This window comes from Paenibacillus abyssi, from assembly GCF_014640295.1.
In the GTDB taxonomy this organism is placed as follows: domain Bacteria; phylum Bacillota; class Bacilli; order Paenibacillales; family Paenibacillaceae; genus Paenibacillus_D; species Paenibacillus_D abyssi.
Genome location: NZ_BMGR01000011.1, coordinates 153,961 through 175,683, shown reverse-complemented (window position 1 = coordinate 175,683; position 21,723 = coordinate 153,961). Strand labels below are relative to the sequence as shown.

The following is a 21,723-nucleotide window of genomic DNA, read 5'->3' as shown; positions in this document are numbered from 1 at the left end:
CAATGCAAACCGGCAATTGGTTCTATTTTCCTTTGCTTTATTTTCCAGACAAAAAAGCAGGCCGCCGCGGCGCCTGCTCCTGTTGTCTTTATACAGCTAGCAATTCTCAAACAATTGTTCTAATTGATACGTGGTTTTAATGCTAAGGATTTCAGATAAAAATACATTCCCATCCCCATTATTGTGAGAACTCCTCCAAAAGCCTGCGAAAGCCCGATCGTTTCATGCAGGACGATGTATGCCATAATAATCGCAAGTATAGGCTCTCCAATAATCCCCATCGAGACAGTCGTGGCGCCGATGTGCTTCAGCAGCAGATTAAATATCAACTGCCCGAAAATCGTTGGGATAATCGCTAATAACAGAAAATACATCCATTCCGATGACGGATATCCGGTAAGTGGTACCTGGATCGCCAGATTGTAGAGAAACATAACGAATCCGCCAATAAAAAATACAAGCACGCTGTAGAGATAGGCAGGGATTTTATCGCTAATCTTTTGCCCGGCAAGCATATAAGCCGCTACGGCGATCGTACCGAGTAAGGATAAAATATCCCCCCAGATCGCTTCTTGTGAAAGGCCGATGTCGCCCCATGCAATCACAACCGAACCCGCGACAGCAATCGCCATACATATGCTAATCCCTAACGTTATTCGCTCTTTAAAAAGGAAATAGGCTCCGATCATGACGAAAAAGGGCTGTAAGCTTAGAATCACCATGGAGCTGGCAACGGAAGTATACCGGAGCGATTCCATCCACAACAGAAAATGTAATCCCAAAAAAAATCCCGCTGACAATAAAATCATCCATTCCTTGCCGCTGAGACGAATGGTTTTGATCAGCTTCCATGGTACAATGGGCAGCATAATCACTACAGTCATGAACAGCCGGTACATACCTGCAACTGAAGTAGGTGAAGAAGAAGCTTTAATCATAATTGAAGAAACGGCTACGGCAAGCACAGCGATAAGCAGTAAAATATATGGATGTACGATTAACTTTTTTGTACCTGACATAAGTTGTTAGTAGTTGTCTCCTATCCAAGCCGTTTGTTGTTGGCAAATCGAGCTCAATGATTGTTCCTTTATTTTTCCGACTATTGATCGTGATTTGACCATTTGGTCTTTGATGATATTATAACTGATCGTTAATCCAAGGCCCGTCCCCTTTTCCTTCGTTGTATAGAATGGATTGCCAAATATTTTGGAGATGCCCATTCCTTCGTCCTTTATTCTAATATGAATGGAATGGTTTGTCTCTTGCTTTTTTCTTAATTTGATTCTCGCCACAGTAATTAAAGGAATCTCCTGCGTATTTAGGATGCGCGAAGCGGCTTTTAATGGATATTAGGGCTCCAGGACATAAGCCAGCAGCAATGCGGCTGTGTTGACGATCGCATCCGCATGCGTGCGTTCCATCCCATGTGAAGCATGGACCCCTGGCCCGATTAAAGCCGCCCGAATATTGCTGCCACCCAGTAACGCTGCAGAGGCATCGGAGCCATAATGAGGGTAAATATCGACCGCATGAGGAAGTTTTTCTCGCTTGGCGAGCGCTATAAGCTTGGAGGTCATATTGTAATCGTACGGCCCTGTCGAATCTTTAGCACATATGGAAACATCCCGCTCTGTTGCTGAAAGATCATCTCCGATTGCACCCATATCCACAGCAATCAATTCGGTAATATCCGCCGGTATATAGGAACTCCCGTGGCCCACTTCTTCATAGGTTGACAATATTAGCTTGACCGTGTGAACAGGCTTCCTGCCCTCACGCTTCATCCATTCCAGGAGACCGAACAATGCAGCTATGCCGGCTTTATCGTCCAGGTGCCGCGATTTGATCCAACCATTGGTTAAGATTCGGGTACGCGGCTCCCAGGATATAAAATCACCAACCGCGATTCCCAGCTTCTCAACCTCTTCTTTCGATTTTACGATCTCATCGATGCGAATTTCCATATTCGCCTCTTCACGCTTCCAATCTCTTGCATCAGGATATACATGTACGGATGGTTTCGTAGACAATACGGTCCCCTCATATGTTCTGCCGTCTCGTGTATGAATGAGACAGTATTCGCCCTCCACTGTATGCATCGCATACCCCCCGACCGGTGTAAAGCGTATCATGCCGTTCGGCTTAATCGAGCGTACCATGGCGCCAAGTGTATCGAGATGCGCGGATAATCCAATTACTTTATCAGCATGTTGTCCCTGAATCGTAATGATTCCATTTCCTTTGGGCGTTATTTCTAATGAATATCCGAGCTTGTCAGCTTCATTCTGAATCAATTGCATGATGTCCATGCAGTAACCACTTGGACTTGGCGTTTTGAGCAGCCGTTCCAATAAGGTTACAATATATTCTTGATTAGGCTGTGGTTCTAATGGCGAAGGCATTGTTAAGTTTCCCCTTTCATAAAGACGCTGTAACGGACCCTTGTTCTGAGCTCTATTTTATACCCAATGTCCAATAAAGTGAAATTAAATCCCATTCCGCTCCTCCGGATTGGCGAGTTCCGAGCACAAAAAACCCGACCTATTGGGTCGGGTGAATCCGTCTGAGAAACAGTACTATCGTTGACGAGAACCTTGATTAGACTTGATAAAGCTGTATTAGATTGCCGCAAGTATCTTCAAATATCGCCTCTATGCCTACTTCCGTTTTCGTCGGCTGCTTTCTAAAAACGACACCGAGTTCACTCAGTCGCTCATATTCGCTTTGAATGTCCTTAACACCGAATACGATGACAGGATACCCGGCATTAAATAGAGCTTCTTGGTATGTCTTTGCAATCGGATTGTTGTTAGGTTCAAGAAGCAGCCCGGTACCATCCGGTTCTTCAGGTGAAGCAACTATGGCCAAATAAGCTTCCGGAATGTAGAGCCTTGAGATGAAGCCCAGCACTTCTGTGTAAAATTTAAAGGCTTCCAATGGATGATTTACATATACACTTGTGAGTTGAATTTTCATCTTAAACCCCCATTAAATTTAGTTGTAACCTCATAATCGGGACTCTCCTATAAATAAGTGAAAATGGGCATTGAACCCATATCTAATGATAACACATCTAACTATTCTAAGTTAAAGCTCGTATGACAAAGATGTTGGCTGATTCACCACCCTATAACAGCTGGATGCTTCAAAATGCCCAATTCGGTTTAAATAAAATGTGGCCAGGCAAATTGAAGGAGAGATTTTTAACAATGAATAAACGAAAAACTACATCCACAGCAAACTTTACGAGCATTGATGACATCATTAACTTTTATTCTAATTCCACGCAAGATCAGGATGAACACAAAAATGATGAGAAAGAGAAAACGACATCGCTCTCATCCGGCTTCGGTTTGTCCTGTTTTAAATAATTATAAATTCGCAGGTACTCATCGTAATATTCCCCTTTAACTGAAGTCCCCATTCAAGTTCTCTTGCCAATACATGGGCTGTTCATGCTAATAGAAATATGGGATAAGCGCTGCTCCGTTGGGCAAATATATTCTTTATAAATCACCATATTAACATACTGAGGTGTTGATTCTATGAAGAGACCCATGAAGAGTTATATTGCATTAGCCGCCGTTTTAGTGCTGGTCACAGGCTGTACGGTCAATGATAATGCAATACAGAAGCAATCCGTTCCTAAGCATGTAAATATGGATCATCCAGCACATGCTAAAGCGCCTGCATCTACAGTAACTCAATCATCGTCAACAGCTACGGCGGGAGCGCGGAAACCATCGATGTCGATGAAACAAGCTCCCAATACACTCCCGGATTGGTTAATAGGCCAACCTGGAACGACAGAAAACCCTGCGGATAAGAATCAGTCGACCTCTCAATTTGAGCAGCAGGTTCTGTCATTGGTCAACGCACAAAGAACAAATGCAGGCTTGAGTACACTGAGTATGGACGAGAATTTATCCAAAGTGGCTATGGTCAAGGCAAAGGACATGTATGATAATAATTACTTTGATCATACGTCTCCGACATACGGATCTCCGTTCGATATGATGCGAAACTTCCAGATCCCTTTCAATGCGGCTGGGGAAAACATCGCTAAAGGCCAACCCACCCCAGAACAGGTCATGAACGATTGGATGAACAGTGAAGGCCACCGAGCCAACATCATGAACAGCGGTTTTACCAAAATCGGGATTGCATATTACAATGGCACATGGGTTCAAGAGTTTACAGGTTAGGCGATCCGCCTAACTGCTCCTGTAATCGGTGCTGCATGCTCGAAGAAGCATAAAACATTTGCAGCTTTTCGTTTCTTCGAGCTATAATAATACAATGAAAAAACTACACATCCACCGTGCCGTTACGGTTATCGTAATCTTGATCATGTCGATCCTCTTATATACAAAGACGATATCGACTTCACTTTACTCGATGAGTGTTGCTGTTGTAGCGCTTTACTACTTTTGGACGCTGACGAAAAAGTAATTGTATCTTCAGGTGGAAACCTGCATGAAGAAGCCCGCCGGGCAAAAGGCGGGCTTTCTTGACGTTTCACATTTCATCCAGACACATTTAAATTCGTTCAGGAACAATATTTTTCATCCATACCAGATACTGCTCATAAACCGGGCGATCCAAGCTTAGGTTGGCTCTCATCTGATCCATTTCTTCCTGCGTCATCATATCCTGCAACAGACATTTTCGCAGCGTAATTGGAGACATAGTCGTTCCCCGTGCCGCTGCCTTGTTCGTGGATCCGATATTTCCGCTGCTGGAATCATTTATGCGGAGCTTCTACCCCATTTACTTCACACTCGCATGGTGGAGAATTCTTGCCATCATGTCCGAATTAGGATACCTCGCATCCTCATATTGCCGGATTACTTCTTCTATATCAAATGAAACTCGCTCTATCGATGTGCTAATTCTCCCCTGGTCTACTTCGACGATCGCATATGACGCTTTGTTCATACCGTCAAAAGGAAGGCCTACGCTGCCGATATTCATAATTATTCTACCGTTAATATAGCGAATGTACGGCCTATGGATATGAGCATATATGTACAGGTCGGCATGACTGGCTGACATCAGCTTTGTCTCCAGCAGTTCATCGTCTGCACTCCCAAGCACAACCTCGAACAAGCTCTCCGGGGTAGCATGAAATGCGCTGATTGACATGCCTTCCAGGTCAAGATTAAGCTCGGTCGGTAAACCTGCTAAATAATCAATGTCTTGTTGATCCAGCTGCGATACAGTCCAGTCACGTTCCCGGTTCATGATGTCGAGCACCGGATCTGGAACCTCTCCTTGTCGTACGCCTCGAACAACCCACTCATCCGCATTGCCCTTAATGACTTTCGTATGCAATGCTTGTATTCTCCGGAGAGAACCTTTCGGATCGGGTCCGCGATAACAAAGGTCGCCAAGCACATAGATTTGATTAACAGCCTTCTTGCTTATGTCCTCCAGAACGGCTTCAAGTGCGATGGAATTGCCATGAATATCCGAGATGAATGCTGCTCTCATCAGATCTCCCCCTTACCTCTACATTATGTCATGTTTACATCATATATATTATGTAAACTAATAATCAAAATCATGAACCTACAGTCTAATTGTATATTGTTGGTCGTTCAGCCCTTCCGTTGAAAAGACCCGCTCCCTTAAATGAATTTCATCCTCGGACATCAGCAGAACTGTAGAGCTTCTTGTTCCATAGCCATTACTTTGAATGAATATAGGAGAAAGAATCCGCTCCCACTCCAAGGAAACACCTGTTTTAGGCAGCATGTCATCGGATGCCGGGTCCGCATGCTGCAGAAGTGTCAGCAATTGTTCTGTTAGATCGCCTCTGTTTTCCGCGATGAGGTTTGACAGCCCCTCTTTGCCGCGTCTGACCTTTGGCCAATCGGTATTTAAGAGATGATTGCTGACTCCATATATGCCAGGCTCCAGCCTTTGAACCTCGTCCTGAATATTCGAATAGTAGTACAGCTCTTTTGTATCCCCTGCCAATAGATTGTAGCCCGGATATTGGGTGCGTTTTTTTGCAGCTTCGTGCATAAACGTCTCCGGAGACACATGATCCTTTAAAAAATCGGCAACCAGTTCTCCCCGGGAACGCTTTCCTTCAGATTGCTCCTCTGGATTACGGTAATTGGTTAACGATGCGAAGCGTCCCGTTGTTGTCATGCCCATCCATGTGCCCATTTTGGCTAAATCCCTGCCGGCAAGTATATAGGGATGGTCCTTCCAATAATGAACGGGTGCGGTCGGTCTTTCATAGAATTCATCGCGATTGGCAGCAACGATAAGCTTGTAGGTTTCATGGGCTTGGTATGCAAACAAGATTAAACACAAATTATAATCCCAGCTTTCTTTGAATGATGGATTCTCCTGCATTATCTTATAAAAAACGGAATAACTCAAAGGTTATTCCGCGTAAAATGCGCTCTTCATTGTTATCATACCCAACTATAAGTCCAAAATGAGCTTGATGCCCTCGATTTTCAGCTTGTCCATGCGGATCACCCAGTTTTTAAACGATTCGTAGGTTTCATCCGAAAAACCGAATAGCCGTTTTAATTCCCACACGATCTTCTTTTCTTCATCGTTGTAATCGCCGTCGGCGAATATGAGAAGCAGTATCTCGGCAAAAAAGATGTGCTTCACCTGTTCATCCTTCAGATCGCAGACGATGTCCGAGAGTTCCCTGCCTGATGAGAATTGATGCTCGGTCCCTTGCATATCCATCTCGGCCATAAAAGACTGTAAATATCCTTGTTCCTTCCGGTTTATGAACCCGTCAGCATTAGCGACGATATGCGCCAATTCCAAAAATGCCACTTTGTGTTCCTTCGTTTGTAGAAAATGCAAAAACAATGCTGTCGGCCTCCTGATTGAATAAAATATTTGCATCTTCCTATATTCGACAATTCGTGTTCATTTCCTACTGCTCCATACTTGTTTAACGATTTTTTAATAAATGATATAAGAATATCTCCCTACCCGAACTTTGTTTGGGCGTTAAATTCTGATTTGCCGTTGGTGAGCGGTTTATAGCCCATAGTAGATTGGACAGCGCATCTCCAGCCGTTATACAGCGAGCTCCGCTGCTCTTCCAGTATAGCAGAAGTGAACGTCCGCTCAATCACTTTATTGGCAAGGATTTCTTCTTTGCTTGACCAATATCCCACTGCAAGTCCCGCTAGATAGGCGGCTCCGAGCGCCGTCGTTTCCAACACGCGTGGACGGTCGACTGCAGTGCCGAGCAAATCCGCCTGGAATTGCATAAGGAAGTTATTCGCCACAGCACCGCCATCAACAGCCAGCTTTTGCAGCTTCATGCCTGAATCCGCTTCCATCGCTTTCAATACGTCTTTGGTTTGATAAGCAAGTGATTCCACTGCAGCGCGAATAATGTGATCCTGTGTTGTCCCGCGGGTCAAGCCTAGAATCGCGCCCCTTGCTTCCATATCCCAATAAGGCGCTCCCAGCCCGACGAAAGCCGGGACCATATATACGCCATCTGTACTTTGAATAGCGAAAGAATGCTTTTCCGAGTCAGCTGCTTTAGTGATTACTTTAAGGCCATCGCGAAGCCATTGGATCGCAGCCCCTGCTATAAAGATACTGCCTTCGAGCGCATACTCCACTTTTCCGTCTAAGCCCCATGCGATCGTTGTAAGCAGGCCGTTATCGGAAACGACGGCTTTCCCGCCTGTATTCATCAGCATAAAACATCCGGTACCGTATGTGGTTTTAACCATTCCTTCTTCAAAGCAAGCTTGTCCGAACAATGCCGCCTGTTGGTCGCCTGCGATCCCTGAGATGGGAATCCCGGTTTCCAAAATCGCGCTGGAGGTTTCCCCATATACTTCGCTTGATGACCTGACCTCAGGCAGCATTGATGCCGGAATCGATAATATATTCAGCAATTCAGCATCCCACTTAAGGGTATGGATATTAAACATCAATGTTCTCGAGGCATTGGAGTAATCCGTTACATGCACTTTTCCCTCCGTTAGCTTCCAGATGATCCATGTGTCGATCGTCCCGAACAGCAGATTGCCATGCTCCGCACGTTCCCTTGCGCCATCGACATGATCAAGAATCCATTTCACCTTTGTACCCGAGAAGTAAGCGTCGATCAACAATCCCGTTTTTTCATGGATCATACTCTCATAACCCTGCCGCTTCAATTCATGGCAAATGTCCATCGTTTGGCGGCTTTGCCATACGAGCGCGTTATATACCGGTTTACCGGTATACTTGTCCCAAACGACTGCTGTTTCTCTCTGATTCGTAATTCCGATGGCAGCGATTTGATCCGGACGAACATGATGCTGTAATAAAACTGCCTTTAGAACATCAAGCTGCGTCTCCCAGATTTCTTCGGCATTATGTTCAACCCATCCCGGATTTGGATACATTTGTGTAAACTCTTTTTGAGAGGTCCCGATTATCGAACCTGATTTATCAAATAAGATGGCGCGGGAGCTCGTAGTTCCTTGATCTAAAGAAAGGATATATTGTTTTTTCATTTGAAATCCTCCACTATCCGCTGTTTTACATAATTCCCCAGACCCTATTCGCTTGCCGGTGTTACCGCAGTCTTGAGTGCATGATCCAAATCCGCTTCGTACATGCGCAGCTCGGTCTCCGAATACCCTAACCGTTCGGCCATCGCCTGTATAATGCTGGTTTTATAACGTTTCACCCAATCCAGATCAAAAAACAGCGCGCCGGTTCTGCGGATCAAATAGTCGGCAGGCTTCACAACCATTTCATGCTCGATCCCATAGATCAAAGAGGCATACACTTCTACAGGCAGATCATAATGCGCTGACTCCCGGCGAAGCTCAGGGATCTGTTCGAATATCGCTTGAACATTCGTGCCGTAACGTCTGGCAAGCTGTTCCGCTGCATCCGGCGACAAGCCAATTCGAGCACCCTGTTCCTTCCTGCGGCGAATAAAAGACGGAAATTGCGCTGAGCCGCCCAGATCGCCTCCTGAAATCGGCATCCCCTTCGTCGAGCATGATTTATACGGCCCTTGCCCCTCAGAAGTTAGCTCGCGTACTAACAGATCCGTGACGGTCTCCGCCATCTTGCGGTAACCGGTCAGCTTACCGCCTGCAATCGTGAGCATCCCTGAAGGAGAGTGGAAAATTTCGTCTCTTCGAGACACTTCAGAGGGAGACTTCCCTTCTTCATAGATCAATGGACGAAGCCCTGCCCAACTCGATTCCACATCGGAAGCAGTTAAATTCAGTTCAGGAAACATAAAATTGCTTGCTTTCAAGATATAATCTCGGTCATCTTCCGTCATACCCGGATTAATCATATCGCCTGTATAATCCGTGTCCGTCGTGCCGACATACGTTTTCCCGTCACGAGGAATCGCAAATATCATGCGTCCGTCTGGCGTATCGAAATATATCGCTTGCTGCAGCGGGAATCGGCTGCCGTCAAAAACAAGATGGATCCCCTTCGTTAGCCGCAGCGTCTTGCCACGCTTGGAGTTGTCCAGCTCGCGCAGCGAGTCTACCCATGGTCCTGTCGCATTAACAATACGTCGCGCCATAATTGTACGTGTTGCGCCGCTGATTAAATCCTGCGTTTCCACGCCAACGAGCTTCCCATTATTGTGAATCAGCTGTTTTGCCATCGTATAATTCACGGCATTTGCCCCGGCTTCGACCGCTTTCTTAATGACTTCAATCGTTAATCGCGCATCATCCGTCCGATATTCGACATAATAACCGCTTCCTTTTAGCCCTTCCTTCTTCAACAGCGGTTCTTTGGTTAGCGTTTCATCACGCCCCAGCATCTTACGGCGTTCGCTCCATTTGACACCAGCAAGGAAATCATATAATCGCAGGCCAAGCGAGGTCGAGAACTTACCAAAGGTACCGCCTTGATATAACGGCAGCATCATCCACTCCGGGTTCGTCACATGCGGTCCGTTCTCATATACGATTGCCCGCTCTTTACCCACCTCAGCCACCATCTTGACCTCATACTGCTTTAAATACCGCAATCCCCCATGCACAAGCTTGGTAGAACGACTCGAGGTACCCGCGGCAAAATCCTGCATTTCAATTACCGCCGTCTTCATTCCTCGCGTCTGTGCATCCAAAGCGATCCCCGCACCGGTTATGCCCCCGCCAATAACAAGCACATCAAACATTTCATTTTGCATGTTGTTTAATCGATTGTTGCGCTCTTTACCTGAGAATGCAGCCATGTCATTCAATCCCTCCATATGAAAATGCAAAAAAACCACAATCATCCCTCGGCACCTGAATAGTCCCAAAGGAGTTGCGGTTTCTCACTGATCTCCAACCTTAGTATTAACTTATTTTTCACTATAACATAACATCCATGTTTTTAATAGTACAATATTCATTGCATTTTATTTGCAATGAACCCATCTATTCTTCGTTTATTTCTCAAAATGCTTCCACAGGCCTGAATTTGATGTGGTTACCGCGGTTGCTCCTGCATTCAGTGCCTGCTCCACATCATTAACCGTACGGATCAACCCTCCGGCAAAAATCGGTATGCCCGCCCGTTGATGAACCTCTGTAATAATATGCGGCATCACGCCCGGCAGCACCTCGATAAAATCGGGTTTTGTCCTTTCAAGCAGTGCATAGCTTTTCTCCAATGCATTCGTATCAAGCAGAAACAATCGTTGAATGGCCAGCAGCCCGTTCTGTTTAGTCTTGGCGATCACACCGGAACGGGTCGATATCAAACCCGCCGGCCTTACGACCTGGCACAGATATTCCGCCGCATATTCGTCGTTCTTTAAACCTTCTATGAGATCCGCATGCAGCAAGGGCTTCTTCCCGTGTGCCTTCGTCAGGTCAACGATCGATTTGATCTGGCTGATATGTGTATCCAATATAACGATATACTCATAGGACAACTTCATCAGACGCTCTACATCTTTTATTTTGCGGGCAGCCGGTAAAATGCGCTGATTATTAAAATCCATTCTTCTCTCACCGCCTTACTTGTTGATGTTAATAGTAGAATATGAACTGATTTTACTTTAATATTAGCTTGCAGTCATCAATAAAACAGGCTGCCTGTATTGACAGCCTGTTCTGTACTCTTTTCGTTTAACCGTTCCTCGTTCCATTCTTATCGCCTACTGTAACGGTTACTTCCTGTTTGACTCCATCGCGGATGATTGACAGCGCAAGCTGATCTCCCACCTTTGAAGACTGAATGATTGCGGTAAATTGCTCTGCGTTAGCGATTTCCTTATTGTTCACGGCCACAATCACATCATATTGGCGAAGACTGGAACTGTATGCTGGAGAGTTTGCCTGTACTCCTGCCACCAGTACCCCATCCGTGTTATCCAGCTTCAACTCGCCCAGCATGTTATCTGATATATCCTGGAGCCCTATCCCAATATAGGGGGATGGGATGGTTTCATTATTCATTAGTGCTTCCATTACAGCTTTAACAGTACTGCTCGGAATAGCAAAGCCAATGCCTTGTGTATCACTGCTGACGGCAGTGTTGATGCCGATCACTTCTCCATTCATATTCAGCAGCGGTCCGCCGGAATTACCCGGGTTAATCGCCGTATCGGTCTGGAATAAATGCTGATAGTTTCTGGTCCCCTGCTCGTCTGGAATGCTGATCGAGCGTTCATTGGCGCTTACAACACCCGTTGTAACCGTATAATCCAGATCGTAAGGATTACCGATCGCGATGACCCACTCTCCAATCTGCGTATTATCCGAATCTCCCAACGCGATTGCTGGAAAAGGACTGTCTCCTTCAATTTTCAGCACGGCCAAGTCCATATCATAGCTGCTCCCTACGAGTGTTGCTATGAATGGTTCATCATAGCCTTGAATCGTCACATCGATCTGATCCGCGCCATGAATGACATGCTCGTTCGTCAAAATGTATCCTGAGGCGTCATATATAAATCCCGTGCCGATTCCGCTGTCTTGCAGCTCTCCCGATTGTCCGTTATCAGAAGGCTGGCCGAAGAATGGTGATGACATTGCATTGCCCGAGGCTTTGATCTTTGTTTCGATCTTTACAACGGCCGGACTCGTTTGTTTTACAATATCGGATATCGAAGAAGTTCCATCTGATGATAGATTAAGCGAAGCCGTTTTCATCGCATCAGCTCCCGATTGGTCATAGACAACCGGCTCAGAACCGAATACATTCATTTTATCCGAGGCCATCATCAATCCCCCCACTACGAGTGCTCCTGCAAGAAAGGCCGGCAACAAGCCTCTAGGCAGACCCCGTTTCTGCTTTTGATACCTGATTTCATTTCCGGGCTGTGTTTCATGGATATCGCCGGAGCGGGCAGAAATCACATCAATCTCACGATTCGTTTCATAGTTGTCTTTCGTCATAATAACCTCCGAATGATTAATAGGGTCTGTTTATACGTAACATCAGCTTCCTGATGTATTGAAGTATAGGCCCTCAACCTGAAACGATTCTGAGCTAAAGCTTATAGCAGCTTAAATGTTTCCTGAATATAAGCTGAAAATACTGGAGCGATCAAACTCGTGGAGACCTCCGAATGCGGTTCGCAGCTGTACTATAAAACAAGCCGGCGCTGCAGCGCCGGCTTGTTTGTATGTATCGTTTCGAAGTTTTCCTCAACTCTCATCTTTGTCTGTATGGTTTTGCAACTGGTAATATTCCCGGTACAACTGCAGCAGATCCGCTTCCTTCTCTTGAATCATGGATGAAAGCTCTTCAAGCCTCGCTCTTGCATCATTGGAAACATACTCAGAGGCATCCTCAGAAGCATCAACCGGCACAACATTTGACAACTCGTTTAATTCATCGACTTGCAGCACGGGTACTTCGCAGCCCAAAGTATCACTCGCCCACTGATGGGCTGACTCTCTACCTTCCTGCCGGTAGATCTCAGAGAAAACCTCAAAAATAGCATTAATGTTTTGCCGCCGCTCGTAGCTTAGTACACCCAACCCGTTTTTTGCATAAGAAACTGCACGCATGAGCTGAAAGTCATTAAGTTTGCCCCGGACATGTTCAACACGGTCGATCTCCCCGATCAAATCCGGATATATGGATTGAAACAATTCTGATTCGGTCATCATCTCTTCCAATGATATGATAGGTGCATTCTGCATAACGCCACTTCCTTTATGATCCTAGTTTTATTATCTGATAAGCTAATCAATACCCTTAATTATAGTAAACTTTTCTCAGCATAAACGAAGTTCTGATAAATTCGCACATTAATTTTCTCTAAGTAACGAGGCCGGCCGATCATCCTTTCGGAGGCCTTGTCTCTTATCTTGACATAATTGCTAAAGCGTTCACAAATTCACTTGAAATACCGAAGTTTTCTCCTTTCTCAGTTGCTATAATTAAGTTAGTGAAAGGAGAATGACATGTTTATAATAATCGGGATTGGCATTATTTTGTTGTATGCTTTACTTGTCTTTTATGTCGGCTGGAGCGGTTGGAGCTGGATGAAACCTAAGGTTTCATTTCGGTTTAAGCTTCTCTATATAATCACTTTGATTATTGTATCTATATCATTTATTCTGGGACGCGTATTTGGCAATATTACGATTTTGAATGTGATCGGCGCCTATTGGATGGCTGTTTTTTATTTATTAATTCTGCTTTTGCCGGTTGCGCATCTCAGCGTTTGGTTATTCCGTTTGACCCCGCTTCCAAGACATCGGGTGGAGAAATGGTTCGGATTCATTACCATGTTCACGCTTATCGCATTAATCGCCTATGGTTCCTTCAACGCATATACCCCTAATGTTCGAACCTATGACGTTCATATTAACAAGGAAGTTCACGATATTGAATCGCTCAATATTGTAATGGCATCGGATATGCATTTTGGGCTGCTCTCCGGGAAAAATCATGCGATTCGAATGGTCGAACAGATCAATGCGCTGCAGCCTGATCTTGTTTTATTTCCAGGCGATATCCTTGACGATGATATTGATCTATATCTGGACAAAGGGATTGATCAGATCCTGTCCCAAATCCAATCCACCTACGGCGTATATGCTTCTTTAGGCAATCACGACCGCCATGATGGCAAGATGGAAGAACTGATTGGCGTACTCGAAAACAGCAATATGCAAGTGTTATACGACGATACAATGACGATTAATGACAGCTTCACTCTCATCGGGAGAAAAGATTACAGTGACACTGAAAGAACCGAACTCTCTGCTTTAGTGAAGGATCTGGATCCATCGAAGCCATTAATCCTGCTTGATCATCAGCCTTATCATTTGGATACTGCGCAGCAGAATGGAATCGATCTTATGGTCTCCGGCCATACCCATCGCGGTCAGATCGCTCCCGCGCACCTCATTACGGGATGGATGTACGAGAATGATTGGGGACATCTGCAGAAGGAACAATTCCATTCCATCGTTTCCTCTGGATACGGATTCTGGGGCCCGCCGATTCGAATCGGATCCCGCTCGGAGATCGTACAGATTCAGGTCACCTTTGGAGAGTAACCTATACCAGCAAAAAAGTCGCCTTGACGCGACTTTTTGTTTTTTCACTGCATCATCTGAAACCGTTCAATAAAATGCTGGGCACTCCTGGACAAATAACGATCCTTCAGCCACAAAATACCTACTTCTGATTGGAAGTCCGCATCTTTAATGTCGAGCATCTTCACAACGGTGGTCGGAAAAGAAGACATAACAGATTTGGGGAACACCGTAGCGCCGATCCCCTCCGCGATAAGTGACATGATGATCGCAACACTGGAGCATTCACAAATAATATTAGGCTCAAACCCGTGGCGTTTACATTCGTTAACAACCTGCTCATGCATCCGTGTTGTTTTATCCGTCTTTAAAGTAAGCAAAGGAAAGCTTGCCAGTTCTTTCATATTTATCGACTGATTTGCGGAATATTGCGTCCACGAGCTTGGGATTACGGTTACGAAGGGATCCGACGGCAGCGGTAGAATGGAATATTGCTGAGAATGAGTTTGCGCTTCAAACGGCAACCTCGCGATAACAAGCTCAATCGCCCTCTTCTCCAGCTGTTCCCCTAAATAAAAATGATCACCCTCTGAGATTTTAAACGTGACTTGAGGGAATTGTTTTCTGAACTGCTCTATCTGCTTCGGTAAGAGCGAGATGCAAGATACAACTGAACCGATGGATAAGACGCCCCTCACTCCGACCTCGATTTCCTTGACCTCTTTTATGGTTTCGTCAAATTGAAGAAGCAGCGATTCCGCTTTTTGTTTGAGCAGTGCCCCGGCATCTGTCAGTTTTAAACGCATTTTATCCCGATCAAACAGCTTCACGCCAAGCTCCTCTTCCATTTGTTTGAGCTGTCGGCTTAAAGGCGGCTGTTCAATATTCAGCCGTTTGGCCGCTCTTGTAACCTGCCCTTCTTGCGCTATGGCCAAGAAATATTTTAATTGACGCAGATCCAAGTCCAACACCTTCCTCTATCATACCTAAAAAGTATGAAGTATAAATGAAATAGATATTTTTAATATATCTGATGTAATGGTAACATTCAATTATCGATCACTATGGGCGAAGGAGAGATGGTCAGGATGGTTCAATCTTTGAAGATAGAAATCGAACGCAGTACAGCGAAGAAGGAAAAGCCGCCACAGGATCAGCTTGGCTTCGGCATTCATTTTACCGATCATATGTTTATCATTGACTATGCTGAGGATAAAGGCTGGCACCAACCTCGCATTGTGCCTTATCAGCCGATTGTCTTGGATCCTGCAGCAAAAGTGTTTCATTATGGACAAACCATTTTTGAAGGGCTGAAGGCTTACAGAACAGAGAATGGACGAATCCTCTTATTCAGGCCTCGGAAAAATATTCAACGCTTGAACCGTTCGAACGAGCGATTGAGTGTTCCTCAGCTTGAAGAAGGTATCGCACTTGATGCTTTGCAGCAATTAATAACAGTGGATGAGGATTGGATCCCAACCGAACCCGGGACTTCTCTTTATATCCGCCCTTTTGTCATAGCTACACAACCTGCACTCGGCGTGTCCCCTTCCACCCATTATCAGTTTATCATTATTATGTCACCAGTCGGGGCCTATTACACGGAAGGTGTAAATCCGGTTAAGATTTTCGTAGAATCCGAGTATGTCCGTGCCGTAACGGGCGGAGTCGGCGAAGCCAAAACAGCCGGAAATTACGCGGCAGGGCTAAAAGCGCAAGAAGGCGCTAAGGATAAAGGGTATTCCCAAGTGTTATGGCTGGATGGTGTGCATCGAAAATATATTGAAGAGGTCGGCAGCATGAATGTCTTCTTCAAAATCAATGGAACGGTTCATACACCGGCATTAAACGGCAGCATTCTGGCAGGGATCACCCGGGACTCCATTATTCAACTGTTAAAACATTGGAACATTCCGGTTGAAGAAAGAATTATATCCATTGAGGAATTGTACGAAGCCGGTAAAAACGGTTCTCTGGAGGAAGCGTTCGGTACGGGTACCGCCGCTGTCATTTCTCCGATTGGCGAACTGAACTGGCGCGCTGAAAAGCTTGTCATACGTGATGGGCAAACTGGGGAGCTCTCAAGGAAACTATACGAAACGTTAACAGGTATACAGACTGGAACGATCCCCGATCCGTTTGATTGGATGGTCGAAGTTAGATAACAAGTTCATCCCATGAAGTGAAATTGTCATTAAAGGGACCATCCCTAATGCTGAAACCGGCAGAAGGATGGTCCCTTATATCATTCCAGCTTCAATGATTCCATGGACAATTTCCCCATTTATATATAGTCAGGGATCATTTTGAAAATAATATTTAATTTATTCTATTAATATTTAATAGCATTAATTGGTTTAGAATAATATCTCAGGAGGGAATTGGATGAATGTGCAGGTTGGGCAGGCGTTAGACGTCACTTTAAACAATTGGGATGCCATGTCGGGATCGGAAGGCGATGAAGCAGAAGAAGCCGCGAATGCATTTGAAGCTTCATTTTACATTTTTATTGATACTTTAAGTGATTGGGTACTTGAGTTAGAGCAGCCGCCGCAAACGCTGGAGGAATTTTTAGAATTACCTATGATTCAAAGTATAGTCGAACGGCTGCCAGCCCCGCTCTATTTGAATTTTGAGACTGAAGCTGAACTCATTATCGAGAATAAAACCCGAATCGAAGAAGATAAGTATGATTAAGCCTTACATAAAAAAACGGGAGCCATTAACCACGCTCTCGTTCTTTTTTTTAGCCTATAAGCTGCAATAATTTTTCATTTCGTGCTTCTTGTTCTTCTTTGGAAGCCAGATCATATTTCTTTAAAAGGTGAAATAGCTCGTTTAATGTGTGCTGATCGTGTACATTCTTCAAAAAACGAAGTACATTCTCACCTAAAGGCTGCGGCATAAATTCCTTTTGGCTTTCGAGCTTTTGAATCACATCTTCCTGCGAATGATCGATATTGCAAGTTCCCATATGATATCACCTCTTATTGTTTTATTGTAGGCATTGAAAGCGATACTTCTATTTTACAGTAATCGTTTCGAATTAGACAAGAAAAAGGTTTATACAAGATGTCAACAATTTTTTGCGTGAATATAAATTTGGCGCAGTGAAAACATAACAATAAATATGAATCAGGAGGTGATGAACAACATGGCCAAATCAGGAAAACAAGCATCTAAAGCCGATGTACAAACTACAGAGTTGAACAAAATGCCTGTCTCAGGTGAAGCAGAAACAGAGTTTTCTGCGGAAGAAGCGGCGGAAGCCTTTAAAAACAAACAGTCCAATGTGCGTACATCGGAATGAAGCCGGCACAGCAGTAATGCAATATTACAATAAGAAGATCCTAAACCTAGGTTTAGGATCTAAGCATTTCCTCTCTCTGAATGTCTGTCTCCCTGATGTATGCCAATGCGGTCTGCATTTTATCGATATAAGCGGGATCTCCCCCGGAACACATGAACCTTACTTTCGCGCTTCCTCCGCCTTCCGGTATTCCATAACGATTCAGCAAAGCGGATAACCGTCTGACCGTACCTGCATTTCCGTCGACGATCTGGATGTGCGGCGGTAGTATCTCGCGAAGAATGTCCTTGTAAAAAGGATAATGTGTGCAGCCCAGCACGACGATCCCGTAATCGTTCAGATCGTATCGGGAAAGCTTGTCACGGAAGTATGCGCCCATAATCTGTTTGTCGAACTGCAATGCCTCACAATACACAACAAGCTCAGGCAGCGGCAGCGAGTCCACGATTCCCTGATCATCCACACGGGATACAAGGGCATAATACTTGGGCAGCTGCAGTGTTAATGGAGTAGCGAATACGAGTATTCGCTTCCCTGTCGCACGATTCATTTCCACTGCAGGTTTGACAGCCGGCTCCATCCCAACAATAGGCAGAGAATAAAGCTCTCTTAGTTCTGCTACGGCAATGCTGGTCGCCGTATTGCAAGCCACGACCAAGGCATCTATGCCTTCTCGCATCATTACGCCTACTGTCTCTAGAATGTAGGCTCTCACCTCATCCTTCGATTTGGTACCGTAGGGGACATGGAGCGTATCTGCCATATAGAGATAATCTTTGGCAGGGAGCCGCTGAAGTGATTCCGCTAGAACGGAAAGCCCGCCGATCCCTGAGTCAAAAAAACCGATTGTCATCTGTCATCGATTCCTTACATATGTAGTGTGTAGTAATTAGATATATCCAGCATATCGCGACATGCGCCTTTCGGCAATGTCAGTCTCTTCCAGTTACATTTCTTAGTGTGTATTCGTATAATCTATTAATAACTTGCATAAAATATACTCAAAACTAAATCATAAGTCAGGATGAATTTTTCGACCTTTGAACCCATCGTGCCAATCGTGATAGTGGGTGATGCGCTCTTCCCCTTGCTTCCAGCATAACAGGACGTCCTTCCCGTCTAATACCGCAGGAAAATCAAGCAAACCTGGATTAATCATCTTCAGGAGCACCCCTTTTCGAGTGAAGTTTTCTATTAGTAGATCAGCTTCGACCCGCATAAAATCAAGCTGTCCTTCAGCCTCGAAATACGGATCAGTACCACGATCCGTTGAGTAGACCGACTGCCCCTTCGCTTTTTTCTTCTGCAGCTCCAGATACTGATCCTCAAACTCGCTGATCAATGTCTGCAGCTTTAACAAATCCTCTGTTAATTGAGGCAGCAGTGCATTGGCTTCACTTAGTGTAAATGTTTTATTGTCCATTAGTATATTCACTCCTTACTCCAAAGTGTACTAAAAACCACCTACCATTGCTATCTGCAAAATGAATCAAGCTGTCTATGCTGTTTGCCCTTTGAGACAAAGCAATTGGTCGAAATCGAGTTCATACCTATTAGCTGATGATCGCATGAACGAGCATTTTCATAAGAAGTCAATGATATCGCTCGCGATGAGCGACGCGACGGAATTTCTCGCGGATGCTGCCCGGTCCCCTGTCAGGCCGTGCCAGTAAACGCCGAGTGCAGCAGCTTGAGTCGTCTCCATCCCTTGACCAAGCAGGCTTCCGATTATACCGGCAAGCACATCTCCTGTTCCACCCGTCGACATTCCCGGGTTCCCCGTCGTATTCACGTAGATCTCCCCATCCGGTGAAGCCACTATGCTATGGGCTCCTTTCAGAACAACGACAACATGATGCTGACTTGCATAACTGCTGGCAACGCCGATCCGATCTCGCTGCACTTGCTCGGTAGACATGCCGCACAACCGGGCCATCTCGCCGGGGTGCGGCGTAAGCACGGTGGCTGCGCTGCGGCGCGGCCAAGGGGTCGCAAGTCTGTCCTCGGCCATCATATTAAGCGCATCGGCATCGACTACAACCGGTATCGTGACATTCTCCCAAAGCTCGAGAAGCCACTCCGAATCCCCGTTCCATCTGCCCAAGCCTGGGCCGATAATAACCGCTTTTTTGCCTTCAGCTGCATCTATTAATGCTTTGGCTGTTGTTCCGCTCCACTGTCCATCACCTGCATCCGCGATGCCCCGAATCATGACCTCCGGTATCAATCCCATTAGTTTGACAGCCAATTGTTCGGGTACGGCCCAACTGACAAGACCGCTTCCTCCCCTCAGAGCGGCTTTGGCGCTTAATAAACCGGCGCCGCTCATGGAAGAAGAGCCGGCTGCGACAAGTACATGGCCGTAAGTTCCTTTATGGGTATCCGACTTTCTGTTCAGGGGGAATGAGATTCCAAAACGCCGTGATAACGTTGCTTCATCTAATTGATAGGTCTTAACCCCCATACTCCTTGCTAGATCTGCCGGGATACCGATTGACCGAACGACAATCTCACCTGCAGCTTCGCTGCCCGGATAGATCATTACACCTCGCTTGCAATAAGACAGCGCCACTGTGAGCGCTGCCTTGATGCATGTACCGGGAATTTCCCCGGTATCCGCATTTAGACCGCTTGGGATATCCGCCGATACAATTGGCAGATCGCTTGCATTCGCCTGCCGGATGATCGAAGCGTACGGTTCACGCGGCTCGCCTGACGTTCCGGTTCCTAAGAGCGCATCAATGATGCCGTCCCAGCGGCTCCATTGAGGCTCTTGCGCATTCGATTCTTCATTCGAATATAGGCTGGTTGTTATACCTAGCTTTTTTATAATATCGCGTTGTATTGCGGCTTCTCCGCGCAATTGGTCCGGATGCACTGCATACAGGATTTCGACGCCAAATCCCATCTCTGCCAGATGCCTTGCACTGACGAGCCCGTCACCGCCGTTATTTCCTTTACCGACGATAATGAGCCAGCGGAATCCGCGCTCGCTGCCCCTCGTATTACCCCTATGTGAGAACTGCGCCGCCTCTTCCGCGATTGCCCGGCCTGCATTCTCCATCAATACTAATGCCGAAATTCCGATTTCATGAAACATATGCTCTTCCATCGCTCTCATTTCTTGCGCCGTCACAATGTACATATAGACCTCCTGAGATCACATGAAATGTTATTGATCAATGGTTAGATTATACTGAGATTCTCTCTAATAAAATAATACACCATTTCCCAGATTGGAAACCCCATTTACTTTGGCTTTCATTTAAAATATAGTTACGATAACTCAGCAATGGAGGTTTACCATGCGGAAACTGATCTTTTTCATAGGCCCTGCAGCCGCAGGAAAGACAACGCTCGCAAAGGCATTCGCGAAGAAGCACCGAACGGCTTTACTCGATATGGATACATTGTTACGCCCTGCGGCAGAGACGATTATGACACTGTCCGGCCATGACCCGAATGACCGCGACTCGCCCGTTTACAAACAACACTGCCGGGATTTGGGATACCGGATTACGATGGATGCTGCGCTGGAAAACCTGGATCTTCATCTGGATGCTTATGTTGTCGGTCCCTTCACCAAAGAAATTAATGATCCGCAGTGGCTGGAGAATGAACTCGCAAAAATAGGGGCGTCATTAAATGATGTAGATATCAAAGCGGTTTTCGTATATCTTCCTGACGATCAGCACTATCATCAACGCATCACGCTTAGAGGCTCCTTATTGGATGTGTGGAAGCTGGAAAACTGGGACAGCTTCAGCCCGTCTCTGAAACGCCACGAAATAAAATGGAAGCTACCCCGCCATTCCATTCTTTATTTTGATAACTCAGGCCCGCTATCAGAATCGAAGTTATCCATTATTGAGCAGTTTCTAAATGGAAAATTGCAGTAAAAGCACATCAAAAAAACTCCCGAGTTGGTATCCAACTTCGGGA

24 protein-coding genes are annotated in these 21,723 nt (G+C 45.6%); 6 read left to right on the top strand and 18 right to left on the bottom strand.

Annotation, left to right across the window (positions count from 1 at the left end; translation table 11 throughout):
* Positions 1 to 119 precede the first annotated feature (119 nt).
* The 4 genes from IEW11_RS17175 to IEW11_RS17160 all read right to left on the bottom strand — a co-directional run bounded on the left by IEW11_RS17175 (position 120) and on the right by IEW11_RS17160 (position 2,976).
* Positions 120 to 1,019 carry a DMT family transporter gene (locus IEW11_RS17175; protein WP_188532291.1) on the bottom strand — a complete coding sequence of 300 codons (900 nt, stop codon included), beginning with the start codon at positions 1,017 to 1,019 and terminating at the stop codon, positions 120 to 122.
* A 6-nt stretch (positions 1,020 to 1,025) separates the two neighbouring features.
* Complete coding sequence (locus tag IEW11_RS17170; protein ID WP_229725378.1) at positions 1,026 to 1,292, bottom strand: ATP-binding protein; 267 nt, start codon at positions 1,290 to 1,292, stop codon at positions 1,026 to 1,028.
* Between the two features lie 57 nt (positions 1,293 to 1,349).
* Positions 1,350 to 2,402 (bottom strand): M42 family metallopeptidase, encoded by a 1,053-nt coding sequence (locus IEW11_RS17165; protein ID WP_188532290.1) that lies wholly within the window; start codon positions 2,400 to 2,402, stop codon positions 1,350 to 1,352.
* Between the two features lie 196 nt (positions 2,403 to 2,598).
* Positions 2,599 to 2,976 carry a VOC family protein gene (locus tag IEW11_RS17160; protein WP_188532289.1) on the bottom strand — a complete coding sequence of 126 codons (378 nt, stop codon included), beginning with the start codon at positions 2,974 to 2,976 and terminating at the stop codon, positions 2,599 to 2,601.
* Positions 2,977 to 3,545: 569 nt separating this feature from the next.
* Here IEW11_RS17160 and IEW11_RS17155 point away from each other — a divergent pair.
* A complete protein-coding gene (locus IEW11_RS17155; protein ID WP_229725376.1) occupies positions 3,546 to 4,205 on the top strand; it encodes a CAP domain-containing protein in 660 nt (219 codons plus the stop codon).
* Positions 4,206 to 4,539: 334 nt separating this feature from the next.
* Here the strand turns inward: IEW11_RS17155 and IEW11_RS17150 are convergent, their stop codons facing one another.
* The 9 genes from IEW11_RS17150 to IEW11_RS17110 all read right to left on the bottom strand — a co-directional run bounded on the left by IEW11_RS17150 (position 4,540) and on the right by IEW11_RS17110 (position 13,124).
* Positions 4,540 to 4,689: a hypothetical protein gene (locus tag IEW11_RS17150; protein ID WP_188532288.1), complete on the bottom strand. Its 150-nt coding sequence runs from the start codon at positions 4,687 to 4,689 to the stop codon at positions 4,540 to 4,542.
* A gap of 81 nt (positions 4,690 to 4,770) precedes the next feature.
* Positions 4,771 to 5,493 carry a metallophosphoesterase family protein gene (locus IEW11_RS17145; protein WP_188532287.1) on the bottom strand — a complete coding sequence of 241 codons (723 nt, stop codon included), beginning with the start codon at positions 5,491 to 5,493 and terminating at the stop codon, positions 4,771 to 4,773.
* Positions 5,494 to 5,571: 78 nt separating this feature from the next.
* A complete protein-coding gene (locus tag IEW11_RS17140) occupies positions 5,572 to 6,327 on the bottom strand; it encodes an NRDE family protein (RefSeq protein WP_188532286.1) in 756 nt (251 codons plus the stop codon).
* A 114-nt stretch (positions 6,328 to 6,441) separates the two neighbouring features.
* Positions 6,442 to 6,849: a tellurite resistance TerB family protein gene (locus IEW11_RS17135; protein ID WP_188532285.1), complete on the bottom strand. Its 408-nt coding sequence runs from the start codon at positions 6,847 to 6,849 to the stop codon at positions 6,442 to 6,444.
* A 122-nt stretch (positions 6,850 to 6,971) separates the two neighbouring features.
* On the bottom strand, positions 6,972 to 8,510 hold the full coding sequence (gene glpK, locus IEW11_RS17130; RefSeq protein WP_188532284.1) for a glycerol kinase GlpK: 1,539 nt from the start codon (positions 8,508 to 8,510) through the stop codon (positions 6,972 to 6,974).
* A 44-nt stretch (positions 8,511 to 8,554) separates the two neighbouring features.
* Positions 8,555 to 10,216, bottom strand: a complete 1,662-nt coding sequence (locus IEW11_RS17125) for a glycerol-3-phosphate dehydrogenase/oxidase (protein WP_188532283.1) — start codon at positions 10,214 to 10,216, stop codon at positions 8,555 to 8,557.
* A gap of 198 nt (positions 10,217 to 10,414) precedes the next feature.
* On the bottom strand, positions 10,415 to 10,972 hold the full coding sequence (locus IEW11_RS17120; protein WP_188532282.1) for a glycerol-3-phosphate responsive antiterminator: 558 nt from the start codon (positions 10,970 to 10,972) through the stop codon (positions 10,415 to 10,417).
* A gap of 127 nt (positions 10,973 to 11,099) precedes the next feature.
* A complete protein-coding gene (locus IEW11_RS17115; RefSeq protein ID WP_188532281.1) occupies positions 11,100 to 12,371 on the bottom strand; it encodes a S1C family serine protease in 1,272 nt (423 codons plus the stop codon).
* A gap of 252 nt (positions 12,372 to 12,623) precedes the next feature.
* Positions 12,624 to 13,124, bottom strand: a complete 501-nt coding sequence (locus IEW11_RS17110) for a hypothetical protein (protein ID WP_188532280.1) — start codon at positions 13,122 to 13,124, stop codon at positions 12,624 to 12,626.
* A 264-nt stretch (positions 13,125 to 13,388) separates the two neighbouring features.
* Here IEW11_RS17110 and IEW11_RS17105 point away from each other — a divergent pair, with 264 nt between their 5' ends.
* Positions 13,389 to 14,492: a metallophosphoesterase gene (locus IEW11_RS17105; RefSeq protein ID WP_188532279.1), complete on the top strand. Its 1,104-nt coding sequence runs from the start codon at positions 13,389 to 13,391 to the stop codon at positions 14,490 to 14,492.
* Between the two features lie 44 nt (positions 14,493 to 14,536).
* On the opposite strand, the gene IEW11_RS17100 is transcribed toward IEW11_RS17105, so the two are convergent.
* On the bottom strand, positions 14,537 to 15,433 hold the full coding sequence (locus tag IEW11_RS17100; protein ID WP_188532278.1) for a LysR family transcriptional regulator: 897 nt from the start codon (positions 15,431 to 15,433) through the stop codon (positions 14,537 to 14,539).
* Between the two features lie 126 nt (positions 15,434 to 15,559).
* Between IEW11_RS17100 and IEW11_RS17095 the strand changes: the two genes are divergently transcribed.
* Positions 15,560 to 16,636, top strand: coding sequence for a branched-chain amino acid aminotransferase (locus tag IEW11_RS17095; protein ID WP_188532277.1), 1,077 nt, complete (start codon positions 15,560 to 15,562; stop codon positions 16,634 to 16,636).
* 220 nt (positions 16,637 to 16,856) lie between these two features.
* Positions 16,857 to 17,168 (top strand): hypothetical protein, encoded by a 312-nt coding sequence (locus IEW11_RS17090; RefSeq protein ID WP_188532276.1) that lies wholly within the window; start codon positions 16,857 to 16,859, stop codon positions 17,166 to 17,168.
* Between the two features lie 49 nt (positions 17,169 to 17,217).
* On the opposite strand, the gene IEW11_RS17085 is transcribed toward IEW11_RS17090, so the two are convergent.
* The gene (locus IEW11_RS17085) at positions 17,218 to 17,445 is read right to left on the bottom strand and encodes a group-specific protein (protein ID WP_188532275.1); all 228 of its coding nucleotides are present in this window, start codon (positions 17,443 to 17,445) and stop codon (positions 17,218 to 17,220) included.
* Between the two features lie 180 nt (positions 17,446 to 17,625).
* Between IEW11_RS17085 and IEW11_RS17080 the strand changes: the two genes are divergently transcribed.
* Positions 17,626 to 17,781 (top strand): hypothetical protein, encoded by a 156-nt coding sequence (locus IEW11_RS17080; RefSeq protein WP_188532340.1) that lies wholly within the window; start codon positions 17,626 to 17,628, stop codon positions 17,779 to 17,781.
* Between the two features lie 52 nt (positions 17,782 to 17,833).
* Here IEW11_RS17080 and murI read toward each other — a convergent pair whose 3' ends face one another.
* The 3 genes from murI to IEW11_RS17065 form a co-directional block, all read right to left on the bottom strand.
* Complete coding sequence (gene murI / locus IEW11_RS17075; protein WP_188532274.1) at positions 17,834 to 18,634, bottom strand: glutamate racemase; 801 nt, start codon at positions 18,632 to 18,634, stop codon at positions 17,834 to 17,836.
* A gap of 159 nt (positions 18,635 to 18,793) precedes the next feature.
* Entirely contained in the window at positions 18,794 to 19,204 is a 411-nt protein-coding gene (locus tag IEW11_RS17070; protein ID WP_188532273.1) for a DUF2203 domain-containing protein, read from the bottom strand.
* Positions 19,205 to 19,363: 159 nt separating this feature from the next.
* Positions 19,364 to 20,926, bottom strand: coding sequence for an NAD(P)H-hydrate dehydratase (locus tag IEW11_RS17065; RefSeq protein WP_188532272.1), 1,563 nt, complete (start codon positions 20,924 to 20,926; stop codon positions 19,364 to 19,366).
* A 160-nt stretch (positions 20,927 to 21,086) separates the two neighbouring features.
* On the opposite strand from IEW11_RS17065, the gene IEW11_RS17060 reads away from it, so the two are divergent.
* A complete protein-coding gene (locus tag IEW11_RS17060; protein WP_188532271.1) occupies positions 21,087 to 21,680 on the top strand; it encodes a P-loop nucleotide/nucleoside kinase family protein in 594 nt (197 codons plus the stop codon).
* Positions 21,681 to 21,723 lie beyond the last annotated feature (43 nt).

Excerpts from the sequence above, each read along its gene's own strand:
- IEW11_RS17175 (WP_188532291.1), bottom strand. The coding sequence starts at position 1,019 with ATGTCAGGTACAAAAAAGTTAATCGTACATCCATATATTTTACTGCTT.
- IEW11_RS17110 (WP_188532280.1), bottom strand. The coding sequence starts at position 13,124 with ATGCAGAATGCACCTATCATATCATTGGAAGAGATGATGACCGAATCA.
- IEW11_RS17080 (WP_188532340.1), top strand. The coding sequence starts at position 17,626 with ATGGCCAAATCAGGAAAACAAGCATCTAAAGCCGATGTACAAACTACA.
- murI (WP_188532274.1), bottom strand. The coding sequence starts at position 18,634 with ATGACAATCGGTTTTTTTGACTCAGGGATCGGCGGGCTTTCCGTTCTA.
- IEW11_RS17085 (WP_188532275.1), bottom strand. The coding sequence starts at position 17,445 with ATGGGAACTTGCAATATCGATCATTCGCAGGAAGATGTGATTCAAAAG.
- IEW11_RS17115 (WP_188532281.1), bottom strand. The coding sequence starts at position 12,371 with ATGACGAAAGACAACTATGAAACGAATCGTGAGATTGATGTGATTTCT.
- IEW11_RS17090 (WP_188532276.1), top strand. The coding sequence starts at position 16,857 with ATGAATGTGCAGGTTGGGCAGGCGTTAGACGTCACTTTAAACAATTGG.
- IEW11_RS17060 (WP_188532271.1), top strand. The coding sequence starts at position 21,087 with ATGCGGAAACTGATCTTTTTCATAGGCCCTGCAGCCGCAGGAAAGACA.
- IEW11_RS17120 (WP_188532282.1), bottom strand. The coding sequence starts at position 10,972 with ATGGATTTTAATAATCAGCGCATTTTACCGGCTGCCCGCAAAATAAAA.
- IEW11_RS17125 (WP_188532283.1), bottom strand. The coding sequence starts at position 10,216 with ATGGCTGCATTCTCAGGTAAAGAGCGCAACAATCGATTAAACAACATG.
- IEW11_RS17070 (WP_188532273.1), bottom strand. The coding sequence starts at position 19,204 with ATGGACAATAAAACATTTACACTAAGTGAAGCCAATGCACTGCTGCCT.
- IEW11_RS17145 (WP_188532287.1), bottom strand. The coding sequence starts at position 5,493 with ATGAGAGCAGCATTCATCTCGGATATTCATGGCAATTCCATCGCACTT.
- IEW11_RS17105 (WP_188532279.1), top strand. The coding sequence starts at position 13,389 with ATGTTTATAATAATCGGGATTGGCATTATTTTGTTGTATGCTTTACTT.
- glpK (WP_188532284.1), bottom strand. The coding sequence starts at position 8,510 with ATGAAAAAACAATATATCCTTTCTTTAGATCAAGGAACTACGAGCTCC.
- IEW11_RS17165 (WP_188532290.1), bottom strand. The coding sequence starts at position 2,402 with ATGCCTTCGCCATTAGAACCACAGCCTAATCAAGAATATATTGTAACC.
- IEW11_RS17150 (WP_188532288.1), bottom strand. The coding sequence starts at position 4,689 with ATGTCTCCAATTACGCTGCGAAAATGTCTGTTGCAGGATATGATGACG.
- IEW11_RS17155 (WP_229725376.1), top strand. The coding sequence starts at position 3,546 with ATGAAGAGACCCATGAAGAGTTATATTGCATTAGCCGCCGTTTTAGTG.
- IEW11_RS17160 (WP_188532289.1), bottom strand. The coding sequence starts at position 2,976 with ATGAAAATTCAACTCACAAGTGTATATGTAAATCATCCATTGGAAGCC.
- IEW11_RS17095 (WP_188532277.1), top strand. The coding sequence starts at position 15,560 with ATGGTTCAATCTTTGAAGATAGAAATCGAACGCAGTACAGCGAAGAAG.
- IEW11_RS17065 (WP_188532272.1), bottom strand. The coding sequence starts at position 20,926 with ATGTACATTGTGACGGCGCAAGAAATGAGAGCGATGGAAGAGCATATG.